Source organism: Tenebrionibacter intestinalis (assembly GCF_016632365.1).
Lineage (GTDB): Bacteria > Pseudomonadota > Gammaproteobacteria > Enterobacterales > Enterobacteriaceae > Tenebrionibacter > Tenebrionibacter intestinalis.
In genome coordinates this window covers 1-695 of record NZ_JAEPBH010000161.1, presented here as the reverse complement: position 1 = coordinate 695, position 695 = coordinate 1, and the positions used below count along the sequence as shown (strand labels likewise).

General features: G+C 47.2%; 1 protein-coding gene. It reads left to right on the top strand.

The window, feature by feature from the left end; all coding sequences use genetic code 11:
• Nucleotides 1–126: 126 nt before the first annotated feature.
• The gene (gene tnpA, locus JJB97_RS18300) at nt 127–585 is read left to right on the top strand and encodes an IS200/IS605 family transposase (RefSeq protein WP_238715514.1); all 459 of its coding nucleotides are present in this window, start codon (nt 127–129) and stop codon (nt 583–585) included.
• The last annotated feature ends 110 nt before the right edge of the window (nt 586–695 follow it).

Below are 695 nucleotides of genomic sequence, written 5' to 3'. Positions count from 1 at the left end.
AGCTAGGCTGGGGGTTCCGTGAAGCTTTCAGCTATAAATCAGATATATAAACCCCTTTTGATTTGTTAAAACACCTTGCGGTCTGGCAACTGCAAGGGTTAAACAAGAAATCAAAAGGGGGTCCCAATGGGGGACGAAAGGAGCTTAGCGCATACCCGATGGAACTGTAAATATCACATAGTTTTTGCGCCGAAATACCGCAGACAGGTGTTCTATGGAGAGAAGCGCAGGGCGACAGGTAGGATCTTAAGAAAGCTGTGTGAATGGAAAAGCGTGAACATACTGGAAGCGGAATGCTGTGCAGATCATATTCATATGCTTGTGGAAATCCCGCCGAAGATAAGCGTGTCGAGCTTCATGGGTTATCTGAAAGGGAAAAGCAGTCTGATGCTCTACGAGCAGTTTGGAGATTTGAAATTCAAGTACAGGAACAGGGAGTTCTGGTGCCGGGGGTATTATGTAGACACGGTGGGCAAGAATACGGCAAAGATACAGGAATACATAAAGCACCAACTGGAGCAGGACAAGCTGGGAGAACAGTTATCGATCCCGTATCCAGGTAGCCCGTTTACGGGCCGTAAATAACGAAGTTTGATGCAAATGTCAGATCGTATGCGCCTGTTAGGGCGCGGCAGGTAAGAGAGCCTTATAGGCGCATCTGAAAAACCTCCGGCTATGCCGGAGGATATTTATTT